Source organism: Cellulomonas sp. NPDC057328 (assembly GCF_042667215.1).
Classification (GTDB): Bacteria; Actinomycetota; Actinomycetes; order Actinomycetales; family Cellulomonadaceae; genus Cellulomonas.
Genome location: NZ_JBHUZW010000076.1, coordinates 1 through 18,439, shown reverse-complemented (window position 1 = coordinate 18,439; position 18,439 = coordinate 1). Strand labels below are relative to the sequence as shown.

General features: G+C 76.8%; 14 protein-coding genes and 1 pseudogene. 14 read left to right on the top strand and 1 reads right to left on the bottom strand.

What is annotated here, in order from left to right; all coding sequences use genetic code 11:
• Positions 1-1,098 (top strand): annotated as a pseudogene (locus ACFUMH_RS13375) (hypothetical protein); the annotation flags it as partial.
• A gap of 99 nt (positions 1,099-1,197) precedes the next feature.
• Here the strand turns inward: ACFUMH_RS13375 and ACFUMH_RS13370 are convergent.
• Positions 1,198-2,055: a DUF3097 domain-containing protein gene (locus ACFUMH_RS13370; protein WP_378206194.1), complete on the bottom strand. Its 858-nt coding sequence runs from the start codon at positions 2,053-2,055 to the stop codon at positions 1,198-1,200.
• A gap of 153 nt (positions 2,056-2,208) precedes the next feature.
• On the opposite strand from ACFUMH_RS13370, the gene hrcA reads away from it, so the two are divergent.
• The 13 genes from hrcA (at position 2,209) to leuA (ending at position 18,301) form a co-directional block, all read left to right on the top strand.
• On the top strand, positions 2,209-3,240 hold the full coding sequence (gene hrcA, locus ACFUMH_RS13365; RefSeq protein ID WP_378206191.1) for a heat-inducible transcriptional repressor HrcA: 1,032 nt from the start codon (positions 2,209-2,211) through the stop codon (positions 3,238-3,240).
• A gap of 60 nt (positions 3,241-3,300) precedes the next feature.
• Positions 3,301-4,425, top strand: a complete 1,125-nt coding sequence (dnaJ, locus tag ACFUMH_RS13360) for a molecular chaperone DnaJ (protein ID WP_378206188.1) — start codon at positions 3,301-3,303, stop codon at positions 4,423-4,425.
• On the top strand, positions 4,422-5,180 hold the full coding sequence (locus ACFUMH_RS13355; RefSeq protein ID WP_378206185.1) for a 16S rRNA (uracil(1498)-N(3))-methyltransferase: 759 nt from the start codon (positions 4,422-4,424) through the stop codon (positions 5,178-5,180). Before dnaJ ends, ACFUMH_RS13355 begins: the two co-directional genes overlap by 4 nt.
• A 181-nt stretch (positions 5,181-5,361) precedes the next feature.
• On the top strand, positions 5,362-6,366 hold the full coding sequence (locus ACFUMH_RS13350) for a PhoH family protein (protein WP_378206182.1): 1,005 nt from the start codon (positions 5,362-5,364) through the stop codon (positions 6,364-6,366).
• On the top strand, positions 6,363-6,815 hold the full coding sequence (ybeY, locus tag ACFUMH_RS13345; protein ID WP_378206179.1) for an rRNA maturation RNase YbeY: 453 nt from the start codon (positions 6,363-6,365) through the stop codon (positions 6,813-6,815). Before ACFUMH_RS13350 ends, ybeY begins: the two co-directional genes overlap by 4 nt.
• Complete coding sequence (locus tag ACFUMH_RS13340) at positions 6,812-8,149, top strand: hemolysin family protein (protein WP_378206176.1); 1,338 nt, start codon at positions 6,812-6,814, stop codon at positions 8,147-8,149. Before ybeY ends, ACFUMH_RS13340 begins: the two co-directional genes overlap by 4 nt.
• The gene (gene era / locus ACFUMH_RS13335) at positions 8,146-9,063 is read left to right on the top strand and encodes a GTPase Era (protein WP_378206173.1); all 918 of its coding nucleotides are present in this window, start codon (positions 8,146-8,148) and stop codon (positions 9,061-9,063) included. Before ACFUMH_RS13340 ends, era begins: the two co-directional genes overlap by 4 nt.
• Before the next feature lies 1 nt (position 9,064).
• Complete coding sequence (locus tag ACFUMH_RS13330) at positions 9,065-10,720, top strand: alpha/beta hydrolase family protein (RefSeq protein WP_378206170.1); 1,656 nt, start codon at positions 9,065-9,067, stop codon at positions 10,718-10,720.
• Positions 10,721-10,806: 86 nt separating this feature from the next.
• Positions 10,807-11,700, top strand: a complete 894-nt coding sequence (locus ACFUMH_RS13325; protein WP_378206167.1) for a PP2C family protein-serine/threonine phosphatase — start codon at positions 10,807-10,809, stop codon at positions 11,698-11,700.
• Positions 11,697-13,433 carry an FHA domain-containing protein gene (locus ACFUMH_RS13320; RefSeq protein WP_378206163.1) on the top strand — a complete coding sequence of 579 codons (1,737 nt, stop codon included), beginning with the start codon at positions 11,697-11,699 and terminating at the stop codon, positions 13,431-13,433. Before ACFUMH_RS13325 ends, ACFUMH_RS13320 begins: the two co-directional genes overlap by 4 nt.
• Before the next feature lie 34 nt (positions 13,434-13,467).
• Positions 13,468-14,877: an RDD family protein gene (locus ACFUMH_RS13315; RefSeq protein ID WP_378206160.1), complete on the top strand. Its 1,410-nt coding sequence runs from the start codon at positions 13,468-13,470 to the stop codon at positions 14,875-14,877.
• A gap of 9 nt (positions 14,878-14,886) precedes the next feature.
• Complete coding sequence (locus ACFUMH_RS13310) at positions 14,887-16,344, top strand: PQQ-binding-like beta-propeller repeat protein (protein WP_378206157.1); 1,458 nt, start codon at positions 14,887-14,889, stop codon at positions 16,342-16,344.
• A 190-nt stretch (positions 16,345-16,534) separates the two neighbouring features.
• Entirely contained in the window at positions 16,535-18,301 is a 1,767-nt protein-coding gene (gene leuA / locus ACFUMH_RS13305) for a 2-isopropylmalate synthase (protein ID WP_378206154.1), read from the top strand.
• Positions 18,302-18,439 lie beyond the last annotated feature (138 nt).

The following is an 18,439-nucleotide window of genomic DNA, read 5'->3' as shown; positions in this document are numbered from 1 at the left end:
GCTTCGCCCGTGCGGGCTCGCGGCCCGGCGTGGGCGCACGGGGCGCCCGGGGGCCCGGCGACCCCGCGCATGCCCGAGCAGCCGGGCGCCCCGCCGCCGGGCGCCGAGGCGGGCGGCGCGCCCCCGCCGCCCGGCCAGGGACAGCCCGGCGGCGCGTACCCGCCCCCCGCGCCGGGGCAGCCGCCGGCGTCGCCGTACGGCCCGCCGCCAGGGGGCGCCTACCCGCCCCCGCCCGCGTACGGGCAGCCGGGGCAGGGCCAGCCGGGGCAGGGCCAGCCGGGGTACGGGCAGCCGGGGTACGGCGCGCCGGGCGGCGCGTACCCGCCGCCGCCCGGCGGGTACGTCCCGCCCGGGCAGCCGTACGGGCAGCCCGGTGCGCCCCACGGCCAGCCCTACGCGGGCGCCCCGCGGCCGCCGGCGGTCGACGTGGGCGCGAGCCTGTCGTGGGCGTTCACCAAGTTCGGGCAGAACTGGGTCGCGTTCGTGGTGGGCGGGATCGCGTGGGCGGTGGGGATCTTCCTCGTCGTGCTGCTGGCCTCGATCGCGTTCGGCGGCTTCGGTGCGCTCGCGCAGGACGCGGACGGCGGCGCCGGCGCGCTCTCGGCGATCGGCTTCGGCGTGGGCGGCCTCGTGCTCGGTGCGCTGACGGTCCTGCTGTCGGCGCTGTGGCTGGCGGCGTACGTCCGGGCGGCCCTCAAGGTCGCGGACGGCCGTCAGGTGACCGTGGGCGACATGTTCGACCTCTCCCACGCCGGGCCGGTGTTCGTGGTCGGCCTGCTGATGACGGTCGCGTACCTCCTGGTGGGCTGGGTGCCGCTCCTCGGACCGGTGCTGCTGCTCGCGGTCGTGTACCTCGTCTTCTTCGCCGTGCACTTCGTGGTGGACCGCGGGCAGGGCGCGATCGACGCGATCCGCTCGAGCGTGACCGTGCAGACGCGCGAGATCGGCACGTCGATCCTCGTCGTGCTCGTGGCGTGGCTCGTGTCGGCCGCGGGGGCGGCGGTGTGCGGCGTGGGCGCCCTCGTGGGCACGCCGGTCGCGATCCTCATCTCGGCGTACGCGTTCCGCCGGCTGACGGGCGGCGTCGTCGCGCCCTGACGTGCCGGGCGCGCGACGCGACGCCTCGCGACGTGCCGTGCCGTGACGACGACGCCCCCGCCGACCGGCGGGGGCGTCGTCGTGCCGGGCGACGGGGCGTCAGGCCGTCACGAAGTCGATGAGCTCCTCGACCCGCCCGAGCAGGCTCGGCTCGAGGTCGGCGTAGCTGCGCACCGACCGCAGGATCCGCACCCACGCGCGGGCGACGTCGGCCTGGTCGTCCGCCGGCCACCCGAGCTCGCGCAGGATGCCGCGCTTCCACTCGGTGCCGCGCTCGATCGTCGGCCACGCGGTCAGGCCGAGCCGCTCGGGGCGCACCGCCTGCCACACGTCGACGTACGGGTGCCCGAGCACGAGCACCGTGCCGGCGGGTGCGGACCGGACGACCTCGGCGGCGATCCGGCTCTCCTTCGAGCCGGGCACCAGGTGGTCCACGAGCACGCCGATGCGCCGGTCCGCCGTCGGGCGGAAGTCGCGCACCGCGTCGGCGAGGTGGTCGACGCCCTCGAGCAGCTCGACGACGACGCCCTCGACGCGCAGGTCGTCGCCCCACACCTTCTCGACGAGCTCGGCGTCGTGCTTGCCCTCCACCCAGATGCGGCTGCCCCGGGCGACGCGCGCCCGGGCGTCGTGCACGGCGACGGACCCGGACGCCGTGCGGGCCGGCCGCGCGGGCGCCGCGCGGGTCACGGGCGGGACGAGCACGACGGGCTCGCCGTCCACCCAGAACCCGGGGCCGAGCGTGAACGTGCGCGTGCGGCCGCGGCGGTCCTCCAGCACGACCACGTGCTGGCCGCCGGACTTCTCCACGCGCACCACCGCGCCCACCCACCCGGTCTCGACGTCCTCGACGACCAGCCCCGTCTCGGCGGGCTGGTCCCGCGACGTGCGCGCGGGACGGTGATGCCGGGTCGGGCCGGCGGACAGGACGTCGGGGCCGTAGCGGTCGTGGCTCACGCGGGCACGGTAGCCGCCCGCCGCGGCGTGCCGTGCCGGCGCCGCGCGGCTCGGCGTAGAATTGGCACTCGCGCTCGTCGAGTGCTACCCCCGGGGCGTCGCCCCGGGCGTGGAGCACCGGGAGCGGACCCGCGACGCACGGGAGGAGGGGCCATGAGCGAGGACCGTCGGCTGGACGTCCTGCGCGCGATCGTCGAGGACTACGTCGCCACGCGCGAGCCCGTGGGCTCGCGCGCGCTCACGGAGCGCCACGCGCTCGGGGTGTCGCCCGCGACGATCCGCAACGACATGGCCGCGCTCGAGGACGCCGGGCTCATCGTGCAGCCGCACACCTCCGCGGGGCGCGTGCCCACCGACCTCGGCTACCGGGTCTTCGTGGACCGGCTCTCGGGCGTCAAGCCGCTGTCCGCGGCCGAGAAGCGGGCGATCGGCACGCTGCTCGAGCAGGCGGTGGACCTCGACGACGTCATCGACCGCGCGGTCCGGCTGCTCGCGCAGCTCACGCAGCAGGTCGCGGTCGTGCAGTACCCGTCGCTGCGGCGCTCGGCGCTGCGGCACGTCGAGCTGGTGCCCGTCGGCGCCCGGCACCTGCTGGTCGTCATCATCACCACCACCGGCCGGGTCGAGCAGCGCACGCTCGAGCTGCGGGAGGACGTCGACGAGGCGGTGGTCGCGCGGCTGCGCGTCCGGCTCAACGTCGCGGCCGCGGGCCTGCGCCTCCCGGACCTCGACGTCGCGCTCGACGCGCTCGCGGAGGAGTTCGCCTCGGAGTTCGCGGCCGACGGCTCGGCGCTCGCGCGTGCGGTCGTGGCGGTGGTCGGGGAGACCCTCGCGCAGGAGCGCGAGGAGCGCGTCGTCGTCGCGGGCGCCTCGCACCTCGCCCGCAGCGCCGGTGCGGACTTCCCGCACACGATCGGCCCCGTCCTCGAGGCGCTGGAGGAGCAGGTCGTGCTCCTGCGTCTGCTCTCGGAGATGGCGGAGGACACCGCCGGCGTCGCGGTGCGCATCGGGCGCGAGACGCAGCACGAAGGGCTCGCGGAGACGAGCATCGTGACGAGCGGCTACGGCGCGGAGGGCGGCGTGGCCGTGCTCGGCTCCGTGGGGCCGCTGCGCATGGACTACCCCGGGACGATGTCGGCGGTGCGGGCCGTGGCCCGCTACCTCACGCGCATCCTCGCCGGCTGACCGGCAGGGCCGACCCCATCCGACGGCCCCCCGACGAGCAGGAAGCGAAGAGCACCCCACGTGACGGACTACTACGAGATCCTCGGCGTCGCGCGCGACGCCACCCCGGAGCAGGTCAAGAAGGCGTACCGCAAGCTCGCCCGCGAGCTGCACCCCGACGTCGCGGGCTCCGACCCGGCCGCCGAGGAGCGGTTCAAGGACGTCTCACGCGCCTACGACGTGCTCGGCAACCCCGAGAAGCGGCGCGCGTACGACATGGGCGCCGACCCGGCGTCGCCCGGTGGCGGCATGGGGGGCGGCTTCGGCTTCCAGGACATCTTCGAGACGTTCTTCGGCGCGGGAGGCCCGGGCGCGCCCCGCGGCCCGATGCCGCGCGCGCGCCGCGGGCAGGACGCGCTCGTGCGCCTCGACGTGGACCTGGCGGAGACGACCTTCGGCGCGCACCGCGAGGTGCAGGTCGACACGGCCGTGCTCTGCCCCACGTGCGGCGGCACGTGCTGCCGCCCCGGCACGTCGCCGCGCACCTGCGAGGTCTGCGGCGGCCGCGGGTCCGTGCAGCGCGTCGCGCGGTCGTTCCTCGGCCAGGTCATGACGACGCAGCCGTGCGCCGCGTGCCACGGCTTCGGCACCGTCATCCCGGAGCCGTGCACGGAGTGCGCCGGCGAGGGCCGCGTCCGCTCGCGCCGCACCCTGTCGGTCGACGTGCCCGCGGGCGTCGACACCGGCACGCGCATCAAGCTCACCGGCCAGGGCGAGGTCGGCCCCGCCGGCGGCCCGGCCGGCGACGTCTACCTCGAGATCCGCGAGCGCCGGCACGACACGTTCGTGCGCAAGGGCGACGACCTGCACGCGACCCTCGAGGTGCCGATGACGGCGGCGGCGCTCGGCACGGTGCTCAGCATGGAGACCCTCGACGGCCCGCGCGAGGTGGACCTGCGGCCGGGCACGCAGCCCGGTCAGGTCGTCACGCTCAAGGGGCTCGGCGTCGGCCACCTGCACGTCGGTGGCCGCGGCGACCTGCACGTCCACGTCGACGTGCACGTGCCGACGGCCCTCGACGACGAGCAGGCGGAGCTGCTGCGGCGGCTCGCCGGGCTGCGCGGCGAGGAGCGCCCGGACGCGCGCCTGTCGGCCGCCAACCCCGGCGTGTTCGCCAAGCTGCGCGACAAGCTCGCGGGCCGGTGAGCGCACCCGTCTTCCTCGTCGAGCCCGGCGCGCTCGCGGACGTCGCGGCCGGCGGGGAGTTCCTCCTCGACGGCACGGAGGGCCGGCACGCGGGCGTGGTGCAGCGGCGCGCGCCGGGCGAGCGGGTCGACGTGGTGGACGGCGCGGGCGTGCGGCTCCTCGGGACGGTCCGCGCGGTCGGCCCCGAGGGGGTGCGCCTCGCGGTGGAGGACGTCGTCGTGGAGGACGAGCCGTCGCCGCGGCTCGTGCTGGTGCAGGCGCTCGCCAAGGGCGACCGGGACGAGATGGCGGTCGAGGCGGCCACCGAGGTCGGCGCCGACGCGGTGGTGCCGTGGCAGGCGGAGCGGTCGATCGTCGTGTGGCGCGGCGACCGGGCCGCCAAGAGCCGGGCCCGCTGGGTCGGCACGGTCCGGGCGGCGACCAAGCAGTCCCGCCGGGCGCGGGCGCCCGAGGTCGCGCAGGCCGTCGACGGCGCCGGGCTGCGCGCGCTCGTGCGGCGCACCCGGGAGGCGGGCGGCTCCGCGCTGGTCCTGCACGAGGAGGCGACGACGCCGCTCGCCGGGGTGGCGCTGCCCGCCGCCGGCGACGTGCTCGTCGTCGTGGGGCCAGAGGGCGGGATCGGCGCACGCGAGCTCGACGGCCTGCTCGAGGCCGGCGCCGTGACGGCGCGGCTGGGCCCGCACGTGCTGCGCACGTCCACGGCCGGACCGGTGGCCCTCGCCCTGCTCGCGCAGCGGCTCGGCCGCTGGGGCTGACCGGACGGCGGTCGCCGCTCGCGCGACGGGCGCCGCCGGATCCGCGTCCGGGCGGCGAGTGCGCGCGGCGGCCTCGGTAGGATGGGCGCAGGCCCACGGTGTCCCCGCGCGGCCGGCCGGGACGCAGCTGCGCGCCCGGCACGCCGCACGAGCGAAGGAGCGCACGGCGCCCGCCGAGCACATGGCCGACTCCAGCCCCGCACCCCGCGTCCCCGACGAGCCGCACCACGCGCGCGTCGAGCACCGCATCACCGTCCCCGCCGAGGTGTCGATGGTGGAGCTGCTCGGCCTGCGCGACGAGGTGCTGCGCGCCGTCGAGGACGGCTTCCGCACCGTGGACGTGCACGTCCGCGGCAACGAGATCACGCTCGCCGGCCCGGCCGGCGACGTCGGTCTCGTCACCCGCCTCGTCGACGAGCTCGTCGAGATGGCGGCCGCCGGCACGCCGCTGAGCCCCGAGGTCGTCACGCGCTCCGTCGCGATGCTGACCGCCGGCTCCGACGCGCGCCCCGCCGACGTCCTGACGTTCAACATCCTGTCCACGCGCGGGCGCACGATCCGGCCTAAGACCGCGGGGCAGAAGGAGTACGTCGACGCGATCGAGCGGAACACCGTCACGTTCGGCATCGGTCCCGCCGGCACCGGCAAGACGTACCTCGCGATGGCGAAGGCGGTGCAGTCGCTGCAGGCGCGCCGCGTCAACCGCATCGTCCTGACGCGCCCCGCCGTCGAGGCCGGCGAGCGGCTCGGCTTCCTGCCCGGGACGCTCTCGGAGAAGATCGACCCCTACCTGCGGCCGCTGTACGACGCGCTGCACGACATGGTCGACCCCGAGTCGATCCCGCGGCTCATGGAGGCCGGGACCATCGAGGTCGCGCCCCTCGCGTACATGCGAGGGAGGACGCTCAACGACGCGTTCATCATCCTCGACGAGGCGCAGAACACCTCGACCGAGCAGATGAAGATGTTCCTCACCCGCCTGGGGTTCGGCTCGAAGGTCGTCGTCACGGGCGACGTCACGCAGACCGACCTGCCGTCGGGCACGACGTCCGGCCTGCGCGTGGTCGAGAGCATCCTCGGCGACGTCGACGACGTGGCGTTCTGCCGGCTCTCGTCGTCGGACGTCGTCCGGCACCGGCTCGTCGGGCAGATCATCGACGCCTACGCGCGGTGGGACCACGCATGAGCATCGAGGTCAGCAACGAGTCCGGCCACGAGGTCGACGAGGCGGAGTTCGCCGCGCTCGGGCGCTACGTGCTCGACGCCATGCACGTGCACCCGCAGGCCGACCTGTTCGTGCGGTTCGTCGACACGCCCACGATGAGCGACCTGCACGTGCGCTGGATGGACGAGCCGGGCCCGACCGACGTGCTGTCGTTCCCGATGGACGAGCTGCGGCCGGGGCGCGAGGGCGAGCCCACGGGCCCGGGCGTGCTCGGCGACGTCGTGCTGTGCCCGGAGGTCGCCGCCACCCAGGCGCGCGCGGCGGGCCACTCGGCGGTGGAGGAGATGCTCCTGCTCACCACCCACGGCATCCTGCACCTGCTCGGCTACGACCACGCCGAGCCGGACGAGGAGAAGGAGATGTTCGCCCTGCAGCGCAGACTGCTGCTGACGTTCCTGGCGGGCCGATGAGCGACGTGCCCGTCGCCCTCCTGGTCACGGTCGCGATCGTGGGGATCCTCCTGGCCGCCGCGCTGTCGGCCGGGGAGGTCGCGGTCCTGCGCGTGACGCGCGGCCGCGTCGCCGACCTCGAGGCCGAGCAGCACGGCGCCGCCGCGCGTGTGCGCCGCCTCGTCGAGGACCCGACGCGCGTCGCCCAGGCCGCGTCGTTCGTGCGCCTGCTCGCCGAGATGACGGCGACCGTCTCCATCACGCTCGCGATCAGCGCGGGCAGCCTCTCGTGGTGGGCCACCGCGCTGCTCGCCGTCGCCGCGTGCGCGGTCGTGGCGTTCCTGCTGGTGCGCGTGAGCCCGCGCAGCACCGCGCGCCGCCACCCGGTGGGCGTGCTCGCGGCCCTGTCCCGCCTGCTGCTCGTCACCACCGCGCTCGCTGGGGGTGTCGGGCGACGCGCCGTGCCGGCCGGGTCGACCGACGAGGCGGACGACGCCGAGCTGCGCGACATGGTCGAGCGGGTCAGCGAGTCCGAGGCGATCGAGGACGCCGAGCGGGAGATGTTCCGCTCGGTGCTCGAGCTCGGCGACACGCTGACGCGCGAGGTCATGGTGCCGCGCACGGACATGATCACGACGCACGCGGACACCCCGCTGCACAAGGCGCTGGCGCTGCTGCTGCGGTCCGGCTTCTCCCGCGTGCCGGTCGTGGGGGAGTCGGTCGACGACCTCGTCGGCGTCCTCTACCTGAAGGACGTCGTGCGCCGCATCCGCCCGCACGGCGCGCACGACGGCGAGGACCCGCTCGACGCGCCCGCGTCGTCGCTGGCGCGGCCGGCGGTCTTCGTGCCGGAGTCGAAGCCCGTCGACGACCTCCTGCGCGAGCTGCGCGACGGGTCCAGCCACATCGCGCTCGTCGTCGACGAGTACGGCGGCATCGCCGGCCTGGTCACGATCGAGGACGCCCTCGAGGAGATCGTCGGCGAGCTCACCGACGAGCACGACCCCAGCGCGCCCGGCGTCGAGGACCTCGGCGACGGCGCGTACCGGGTGCCCGCGCGGATGGCGCGCGACGAGCTCGGCGAGCTGTTCGGGATCGACGTCGAGGACGAGGACGTCGACACGGCCGCGGGCCTGCTGGCCAAGGCGCTGGGCAAGGTCCCGCTGCCGGGCTCGGAGGCCGAGATCCACGGGCTGCACCTGCAGGCCGACCGCGTCGAGGGTCGACGCAAGCGCCTCGCGACGGTGGTCGTGCGGCGTGCACACGAGCCGGAGGACGACACGGACGCCACCCAGACACCCGCCCGCGGCACCGCCGTGGACCGCGAGCAGCGGCAGCCGGAGGGGGCGCGATGAGCCACCGGTCCGGTTTCGCCTGCCTCGTCGGGCGGCCCAACGCCGGCAAGTCCACGCTGACGAACGCGCTCGTGGGGCAGAAGGTCGCCATCACGTCCGGCCGGCCGCAGACGACGCGGCACGTCGTGCGCGGCATCGTGCACCGCGAGGACGCCCAGCTCGTGCTGGTCGACACCCCGGGGCTGCACCGCCCGCGCACGCTGCTGGGCGAGCGGCTCAACGACCTCGTCCGCGACACGCTCACCGAGGTCGACGTCGTCGGCTTCTGCCTGCCCGCCGACCAGAAGATCGGCCCGGGCGACCGCTACATCGCCGAGCAGCTCGCGCGCCTCGCGCCCGAGGGCCGGGCGGGGACGCCCGTCGTCGCGATCGTCACGAAGACGGACCTCGTGCCGCGCGGCCGCCTCGCCGAGCACCTGATCGCGGTCGACCAGCTCGGCACCTGGGCGGACATCGTCCCGGTGTCGGCGCAGGGCGGCTACCAGGTCGACGTGCTCACCGACGTGCTGGTGTCGCACCTGCCGGAGGGGCCCGCGCTGTACCCCGAGGGCGAGCTGACGGACGAGCCGGAGCACGTCATGGTCGCCGAGCTCGTCCGCGAGGCCGCGCTCGAGGGCGTCCGCGACGAGCTGCCGCACTCGCTCGCGGTGGTCGTCGACGAGATCGTGCCGCGCGAGCGGCCGACCGCCGACGGCGCGCCGATGCTCGACGTCCGCGTGCACCTGTTCGTCGAGCGCGACAGCCAGAAGGCGATCGTCATCGGCCGTGCCGGCGCCCGCCTGCGCGACGTCGGCACACGCGCCCGCACGCAGATCGAGGCGCTGCTCGGCGCGCGCGTGTTCCTCGACCTGCACGTGAAGGTCGCGAAGGACTGGCAGCGGGACCCCAAGCAGCTCGGTCGGCTGGGCTTCTGACGTGCTGCTGAGCGCCTCGGGCGCCTGGCGCCGGCTGACGCACGCGGCGCGCCGGGCGACGACGAGCACGAGCCGGCTGTCGTCGGCGTACCGGCTGGTCGCGAGCGTCGCGCTGGGCAGCGTGCTGCTGGCGGTCGTCGGCGCCGCGCTCGGCCCGAGCTGGTCGCCCGCGCCGATGACGGAGACGGTGCGCGTCGAGTCGACCTCGACGGCGATCGGCGGCGCGCCGGCGCTGGAGCGCCACGACGTCCGCACCGAGGTCGTCCAGGTGGCGCTCGACGGCGCGACCGTCCAGGCGCGGCTCAGCCTGCCCGTCGGGATCGACGGGCCCGTGCCGGGCGTCGTGTTCGTGCACGGGGCCGGCACGGGGCGGTTCACGCAGGCGTTCGTCGCGCAGGCGCACGCGCTGGCCGCGTCGGGCGTCGCGGCGCTGGTGCCGGACAAGCGCCTCGACACCTACACGACGCGGCACCGCGACTACGTCGCGATGGCGGCGGACTACGCCCGCTCGGTGGCGGTGCTGCGCGACCGGCCGGAGGTCGACCCCGACCGGGTCGGCGTCTACGCCGAGAGCGAGGGCGGCTGGATCGCCCCCGTCATGGCGGCCGACGACCCGGACCTCGCGTTCGTCACGCTCGTCTCCGCGCCCGTCGTGCCGCCGCGGCAGCAGGCCGCCTTCGCCACCGACGCGTACCTGCGCAACACGCAGGTGCCGCACGGCGTCTTCCGCGCGATCCCGCGCGCGGTCGGCATGTCGATGCCCGGCGGCGGGTTCGAGTACGTCGACTTCGACGTCCGCCCGTACCAGCAGCGCATGCACCAGCCGGTGCTCCTCGTGTACGGCACGGGGGACGCGTCGATGCCCATCGTGCAGGGCGCCCTGGAGGTCCGCTCGGACGTCGCCGCCGCCGGCAACGCCGCGGTGACGGTCCGCTACTACGAGGGTGCGAACCACGGCATCCGCGTCGACGGCGAGGTCGTCCCCGCCTTCCTCGAGGACCTCGCCGGGTGGGTGCTGGGCCTGCCCGGCACCGCGGAGGCCGCGCCGCGCACCGCCGGGGCGCAGCCCACGCAGCCGTACGTCGCGGCACCCGTGCCCGAGCCGGGGTGGCTGCGCGACGGCACGGTCATGGTCGCGCTGGTCGTCGTCGCGCTCGCGGTGCTGGCGCTCGCCGGCCTCTCGGTCGGGGTGTCCCGCGGCGCGCACGGCGTCGCGGCGCTCGCGCGCCACGGGCGCGGCGCCACGGGCGACGGTGCGGGGCCGGCGGGCGGTGCGGACGACGGCGCAGCCGTCCCCGCCGAGGCACGCCACCGGTTCGCACCGGGCGTCGCCCTGCGGCTCGGGGTGCTCGCGGCCACCACCACGCTCACCGTCGTCGCGATGGTCTGGTACCTGCTCTCGGTCGCGCGCCTCGCGCTCGACTACGAGCGCAACGCGTGGGTCGTGCAGGGCGGGTGGCTCGTGGTGCGCCTGCTCGGCGTCGCCGCGGTGGTCGCCGCCGTCGCGCTGGCGCGGCGCTCGACGTCGGCGCGCGAGGCGGACGTGCCCGTGGCGCCCGGCGTGGTCCGGGCCGTCGCGCTGTGGACGGTCGTCGCGGGCTGCGCCGTGCTCCTCGTCGTGCTCGCGTACTGGGGCGTGTTCCAGCTGGGCATCTGACACCGGCGTGGTGATGGCACGGCGGGACCCCTCAGGTACGGCACGATGTGCGCCGATGAGGACGACATGCGGGGAAGGGTGGTGCTGTGCGTACGTCGTGGGGATCGGCGACGGACCGCGGCCGCGTCCGTGAGGTGAACGAGGACGCGCTGCTGGCGTACCCCCCGGTCTTCCTCGTGGCGGACGGCATGGGCGGGCACGACGCGGGCGACCTCGCGAGCCGCATCGCGGTCGAGGAGTTCGCGCAGCTCGCGGGGCGGTCGAGCGCCGGGGCGGACGACGTGCACGCGTGCTTCGTGCGGACGTCCGCGCGCATCCGCGACGAGTTCACGGGCGGCCGGCAGGGCGGCACGACCGTCGCCGGCGCCGCGGTCGCGCAGCACGACGGCGGGTCGTACTGGCTCGTGTTCAACGTCGGCGACTCGCGCGTGTACCGCTGGGCGGACGACCGGCTCGCGCAGGTGAGCGTCGACCACTCGGTCGTGCAGGAGCTGCTCGAGTCGGGGGAGATCGGCCCGGCGCAGGCGCAGCAGCACCCCGAGCGGCACGTGCTGACCCGCGCGCTGGGCACCGGCGAGCCGCCCGAGCCCGACTTCTGGCTGCTGCCGGCCGGTCCGCGCGACCGCCTCCTCATCTGCACCGACGGCCTGACGCGCGAGCTCGACGACGCGGCCATCGCGACGGTCCTCGCGGAGGTCGCCCAGCCGCAGGACGCCGCCGCGCGGCTCGTCCGCGAGGCCCTCGCCCACGGCGGCCGCGACAACGTGAGCGCGGTCGTCGTCGACGTCGCCGCCACGGTGACGAGCGCCGACGACCTCCAGGTCACCGCCCCGCGCCCGGCCCCCGGGGACGACCCGTCGGGCTGGGACGAGATGCTCGACGGCGCGACCCTGCCGCGCGCCCCCCGCCTGCCCGACGCGACGCACGACGACGCCGTCGTGCACCACCGCACCCCGCACGTCCAGGAGGACCGGTCATGAACGACGCGACGCCCGCGCACGAGTACGCCGCGGGGGAGTGGACGGCCGTCGCGGCCGACGGTCTCCTCGCCCTCGTCGCCCCCGGTGCCCGCCCCGACGTCGCGGCCGGGCTGTGGGACGTCGCGCGCGACGGCGGCGACGTGCTCTCCGCGCTCGGTGTGGTGGCGGCGGCCGGCTTCGCGGAGCTGCCGCAGTTCGCGATCGTGACGACGCACCGCCCCGGCGCGGTGCGCGCGGTGCTCCGCGGCCCCGTCGAGCTGCGGGTGCGGACCGCCGACGGCGAGCAGGTGCTCGCCGCGCGCGAGGACGCCGTGTGGACCGAGCACCGGGCCGAGGACGTCGCGTCGCTCGAGCTGCGCGCCGGCGAGGGCGCGAGCGGCGGGACGCCGTGGTGGCCGCTGCTGGGCGGGGTCGTGCGCGCCGCGGCCGTGCGGCGCGGCCGCGGCGCAGGCGTCGTCGGGGAGACGGCCGCCGCGCACGCCGTGGCGGCGGACGGCGCGGCGGGCTCGTCGACGGTGGACGCCGACGGCTCGCGCTCCTCCGAGATGGCGGAGGCGGACGCTGTGGCGGCTGGGCCGGTGGCTGTGCCGGTGGTCGAGCCGGTGGCCGAGGTCGCCCCTGCCACGGTCGACGAGCCCACGCGCGCCGGGACCGCCGAGCCGGAGCCCACGACGGCCGCCGCCCAGCCCGCCGACGAGACGGCCGCCGTCGAGCCGGTTGCCGACGAGCCGACCGCCGACGAGCCTGCCGACGAGACGGGGACGGCGTCCGGGTCCGCCCCGGAGCCCGGGCCGACCTCGCTGCCGCCCCTCCCGACGGACGACCTGCCGCCCGTCCCGGACCGCCCGGCCGCGCCGGAGCTGCCGACGGTCCCGGACCTGCCGCCGCCGCCCGCGGCGCCCGGCGCGGCGGCGCCCACCGAGCCGAGCGCGCTGCCGCTCGACCCCGCGCCGCTCGAGCCCGCGCCGCTCGACCCCGCGCCGCTCGACCCCGCCCCGCTCGACGCCGCCCCGTTCGACCCTGCGCCGGCCGGCGGTGGCACCGACGCCCTCGGCCTCCCCACGTCGTCGGACGCGACGGCGGACGACGACGTGCAGGACACCGTGCTCGAGGACGGCTGGTGGCGGTCCGCGCCGGCGACGACGCCCGACGTGCTGCCGGCGCCGCCCGCCGCCGCGCCCGGTGCACCCGCCGCCGCACCGGCGTCGACCGACCCGTGGGCCGCACCCGTGGCCGCCCCGGTCGCCACGCAGGACCCGCTCGACCCCTCCGACGACGACCACGACGGCATGACGATCCTGTCGAGCGACCTCGCGCGGCTCCGCGACCGTCTGCCCGCGTGGACGCACGACGCCGTGCCAGGGCCCTTCCCGACGCCGGAGCCGACCCCGCTGCCCGCGCGGCTGGTGCTGTCCACCGGGCTCGTCGTCGAGCTGGACCGCGCCGTGCTGCTCGGGCGGGCGCCGCAGGTCTCGCGCGTCACCGCCAAGGAGCTGCCGCGCCTGGTGACGGTGCCGAGCCCGAACCAGGACATCTCCCGGACGCACGCCGAGGTGCGGCTCGACGGCGACCACGTCGTCGTCACCGACCTCGACTCCACCAACGGCGTGCACGTGTCGCGCCCGGGCGAGGGCGTGCGCCGGCTGCCCGCCGGCGAGCCGAGCGTGGTCGCGACCGACGAGGTCGTCGACCTGGGCGACGGCGTGACGTTCACCGTGGAGCGGACGGCATGAGCGCCCCCGCGACGGCCGGCCGCGGGGGCCGGTCGTGAGCCACCGCGCCCTCGTCGCGCCGTCCCGCGACGGCGACGTCACGGACGTGCCCGCGTCGCTCGGGCGGCGGTTCCTCGCCGTGGCCGTCGACCAGGTGCTGGTCGGTCTGCTGCTCGCGCCCTTCACGCTCGACGTGCTGCGCCGCGCGCTCGCCACCGCGCGGGCCGCGGACGCCGCGGACGTCGTGGTGGCGCCGGTCGGCGTCGGCGCGGTCGTCTCGCTCGTGCTGGCGACCCTGCTGGCCCTCGCGCAGTGGGTGCTGCACGGCCGCCTCGGCTGGACCCTCGGCCGCCGCCTCCTGGGCGTCAGGACGGTCGACGTGCACAGCCGCCGGCCCGTCGGCCTGCTGCGCGTGCTGCTGCGCGAGCTCGTCGTCGCCGCCGGTGCGCTCGCGTGCCTGGTCGGGCAGGTGGCGGTCCTCGTGTCGCCGGCGCTGGACCGCACGGGGCGCAACCGCGGCTGGCACGACCGCGCCGTGGACGCCGAGGTGCTGCTCGCCGGTGCCGGGCGGCCCCGTCCGGGCGCCGCGGGCGGCGGCACCCCGATGGCCGTGTCCGGTCCGCTGGCGTCCGGCGGCACCGACGCCCCGGCCCCGGTCGGCCCGTCCGCCGACGCGGGCGCCCCGCCCCCTGCCGGCCCCGCGCGTCCGGCGTGGGCGGCCCTCGGCGCACCTGCGTCCGGCCCGGGCGCCGCGCCCGCGGGCTCGTCGTCGGGTCCGGGGACCGGCGCGCGCGGCAGCGTCCCGGCCACCCGGCCGGCCGGCTCGGTCCCCGAGCAGGAGCCGCCGGCGCCGCGCTCGGTGCCGACCGCGACGGGCGGGCTGGTGCTGCCGCCGCTCGACCCGCCGCGCGCCGCGCCGGACCTCGACACGCGCGCGCTCCCGCTGGTGCGGGCCGCGACGCCCGTCCCGCCGCCCCCCGTCGACGACGCCGACGGCCTGCCGCCGGAGCTCGAGCTGACGCGGCCCGCACCGCCGCGCGAGGACGTCGTGCCGGCGCCGCGACGCGGTGCGGCGCGGGGGCTACGGGTCACGCTCGACGACGGCCGCACGCTCACCGTCGGGGGCACGGCCGTGCTGGGACGCAACCCCGTGCCGGCGCCCGGGCTGCAGGTGGTGCGGGTCACCGACCCCGGCCGGTCGGTCTCCAAGACGCACCTCGAGCTCGGCACCGACGCCTCGGGCGCGTGGGTGACGGACCGCGGCTCGACGAACGGCACCGTCGTGACGCTGCCGGACGGCGGTCAGGTCGTCTGCCGCGTCGACCACCCGGTGCGCCTGCGCCCGGGTGCGGTCGTCGTGTTCGGCGACCGGTCGCTGCGCGTGGTCGCGGTGCCGGGCACGTCCGTCGCCGACGTCCTGGGCCCGGAGGGTGCGCGTCGCGCGGAGGGCACCTCGCGGGCCTAGAGTCCTGCCATGACGGGCCTGCGCCCGGCTGCGCGGATGCAGCTGGTCGAGCTCGCCGACACCGACGACGAGGACGCGCCGGCGCCGGCGGGTGCCGACCCGCGCCGGGGCGGCACGGACGTGCCCGGTCGGCGGCCCGGCCGGTGGGGCGTCCCGCGCTGGTGGCCCGCCGCGCTGGCGGCGGTGGTCGTCCTCGCGGGGGCCGTGGTGGCGACGCAGGTCGTCACCCGTGCGGCCGCCGCGCGCGCCGACGCGATCGCGGGCCTGCCGGGCTTCGTCCGCCCGCTCGACGCGCCGCCGGGCGAGCTCTGGCGCGCCCCCGCCGCCGGACGCACGGGCGTCCTCGCGGCCGGCGGGCACGTCCTCGCGGTCTCGGACGCGACCGGCACGTGGGAGGTGCGGGCGCACGACCCGCGCACCGGCGAGGCCCGGTGGGGCGCCGAGCTGGTCGAGACGAGCGCGGCGGGGTTCGACGCGGTCGCGGTCAGCTGCCCGCCCGGGACCGCCCGGAGCACCGTCGTGCTGTGCCGGTGGACGCAGCCGCGGGTCGTGTACTCCCGCACGCGCGAGACGGTCGCGTCCGTGCCGCCGACGCGGGTGGTGGCGCTCGACGCCGCGGACGGCAGCCGGCTCGGCGGCTGGGACGTGGCGGACCCCCTCGTGGGCGCCCGGCGGGTCGCCGACGACCTGGTCGTCGCCACCGTCCAGCCCGACGGACGCGTGCTCGTGGAGCGCCGCACGGGCGCGGCCGGCGAGGTGCTGTGGTCGCACCGCTCCGCCGACGTGCTCGTCACGCCGGGCAGCGGGCGCGTCGACCCGGCGCTCTCCGTGGTCGGCGGCGTCGTGGTGCTGGGCGGCGAGGCGACCACGGTGCTCGACGCGGCGTCCGGCGGCGTGGTGGCGCACGGTGCGGCCGGCCGCCAGCTCGTCGTGGCGCCGCTGCCCGACGGACGGTTCGCGACGTGGGCGCCGGTCGGCGGTGCGCACCTGCACGACCGGGACGGCAGCCGCGGCGTGCGCGTGCCCGGCGTGCCGGTGCGGCTCGCGGCGGACGACGGCTCGGTGGAGGTCCTGCTGACCGACCTGGGGAACCGCGTGGCGGCGCTCGACCCGGAGGACGGCGCGACCGTCTGGGAGCTGGCGACGTCGCACTCGCCGGTGGCGACCGTCGACGGCGCGGTGGTGCTCTGGGGCGACGCGGCGCTGGCGGTGGTCGACGCGCGCGACGGGACCCCCCTGTGGGAGCACCGGACGGGGGAGGCCATGCCGTTCGCCCCCGTGACCGACGGGCGCCTCGTGCTCGCCGCGGAGCCGGACGGCGCCGACCGGTGGGCGCTGTCGGCGCGCGGCCTGCACGACGGCGTGCGCGTGTGGTCGGTGCCGCTGCCCGCGGGCGTCACGTCGCTCGAGGGGGTCGGCGGTACGCTCGTCGCCCGCACCGAGACGGACGCCGTCGTCCTCGGTTGAGGTCCGGCGCCGCGGGGCGCACCCGGTCCGCGGTTGCGGCGGCCCGGCGGGGCGGGGGTATGGTCGTCCTGTGGCGCACCGCTCGCTCCTTCTTCGTCGCCGCGACGAGGCCCTCTAGGCCGGCTCCTCGTCGCGGAGTGCGCCGTGCCCGGCTGACCGCCCGCCGAGACCCGCGACGAAGGACACCCCGATGACCGTCACCCCCAGCGCTGCCCCGAGCGCCGAGCGGAACCCGCAGCAGCCCTCCGGCATGCCGTCCCACCGGTACCGCCCCTTCCACGAGCAGATCCGCGTCGACCTGCCGGACCGCACGTGGCCGAGCAGGCGCATGACGCAGGCGCCCCGCTGGTGCGCCGTCGACCTGCGTGACGGCAACCAGGCCCTGATCGAGCCGATGAGCCCGGCGCGCAAGCTCGAGATGTTCGAGCTGCTGGTGGGCATGGGCTACAAGGAGATCGAGGTCGGCTTCCCCGCCGCCTCGCAGACCGACTTCGACTTCGTCCGGATGCTGATCGAGGAGGACCGCATCCCCGACGACGTCGTCATCCAGGTGCTGACCCAGGCGCGCGAGCACCTCATCGAGCGCACCTACGAGTCGCTGGCCGGCGCGAAGCAGGCGATCGTCCACCTGTACAACTCGACGTCCGTGCTCCAGCGCGAGGTCGTGTTCCGCTCCGACGAGGACGGCATCGTCGACATCGCCGTGTCCGGCGCGCGGTTCTGCAAGAAGTACGAGGAGCTGATCCCGGACACCGAGGTGTTCTACGAGTACAGCCCCGAGTCGTACACGGGCACCGAGCTCGAGTTCGCCGTGCGGATCTGCAACGCGGTGCTCGACGTCCTGGAGCCGACGCCGGACCGGCCCGTGATCGTCAACCTGCCGGCCACCGTGGAGATGGCGACGCCGAACGTCTACGCCGACTCCATCGAGTGGATGGGCCGCCACCTGCACCACCGCGAGAGCGTCGTGCTGTCGCTGCACCCGCACAACGACCGGGGCACGGCCGTCGCGGCGGCGGAGCTCGGGTTCCTGGCGGGCGCCGACCGCATCGAGGGCTGCCTGTTCGGCAACGGCGAGCGCACCGGCAACGTCGACCTGGTCACGCTGGGCCTCAACCTCTTCAGCCAGGGCATCGACCCGCAGGTCGACTTCTCCGACATCGACCGCATCCGCCGCACCGTCGAGCGCTGCAACCAGATGCCGGTGCACGAGCGGCACCCGTACGGGGGCGACCTCGTCTTCACGGCGTTCTCCGGCTCGCACCAGGACGCCATCAAGAAGGGGCTGGACGCCCTCGAGGCGCGCGCCGCCGCGGCGGGCACGCCGGTCGCCGACGCGGAGTGGGCGGTCCCGTACCTGCCGATCGACCCCAAGGACGTCGGCCGCAGCTACGAGGCGATCATCCGCGTCAACTCGCAGTCGGGGAAGGGCGGGATCTCGTACCTGCTCAAGTCCGAGCGGGACCTGGACCTGCCCCGCCGCCTGCAGATCGAGTTCTCGCAGGTCGTGCAGCGGCACACGGACCGGCACGGCACGGAGGTCACGGCCGACGAGCTGTGGACGATCTTCAGCGACGAGTACCTGCCGGCGCTGCCCGGCGGGCCGCTCGAGCCGTGGGGCCGCTTCGCGCTGCGCGGCACGCGTGCCACCAGCGAGGAGGGCGGCGGCGACACCCTCGAGGTCGACGTCGTCGACCGCGGTGCGGAGCGGACGCTGCGGGGCACGGGCAACGGCCCCGTCGCCGCGTTCGTGGCGGCGCTGAACGCCTCGGGCGTGGACGTCGCGGTGCTGGACTACGCGGAGCACGCGCTGTCGGCGGGCGGGGACGCCACCGCGGCGGCGTACGTGGAGTGCGCCATCGGCGACGACATCCTCTGGGGCGTCGGCATCGACCCGTCCATCACGACCGCGACCCTCAAGGCGATCGTCTCCGCCGTCAACCGTCACCAGCGCTGACGCGACCAGGACCCCGCCGCGGCGTCGCAGGCCACCCCTGCACGGCCGCGGCGGACGCCGGGACGCGGACGACCTCCGCGCTCCGGCGTGACCCGTCGTGCCGCCGGCGCCCGTACGCCCGGGTGCCTCGGCCTCTTG